The organism is Photobacterium sp. R1 (genome assembly GCF_054600795.1).
Genome location: NZ_BAAHZP010000773.1, coordinates 1 through 251 on the forward strand (window position 1 = coordinate 1; position 251 = coordinate 251).

Below are 251 nucleotides of genomic sequence, written 5' to 3' on the forward strand. Positions count from 1 at the left end.
CACTAACAGTCGCAATGTATCGGGTGTGATTCGCTGAGGACTGGACAGGGGAAGCACGAAACTAAGCACCAGTTTTGCCCGGTCACGCTTCAGTTGCCCGCTATGAGCCGGTTTGTAGTGAAGCAGCTGATCACCGTCATAAAAATTAGTGAAATACTGATCACCCTGAATATTTTCCAGCATGGATGCCGCCATCTTACGGAAGGTGTTCTGCTCGTTTTCAGGGGAAGTATCCTCACCGTCCAGCATAT

At 49.4% G+C, this 251-nt stretch carries 1 protein-coding gene; it reads right to left on the reverse strand.

Annotated features, from left to right (window positions below):
* Window positions 1–251 (reverse strand): DUF1007 family protein (locus ACYP03_RS27170; RefSeq protein WP_459782828.1); only part of this gene is annotated, 251 nt, incomplete at both ends.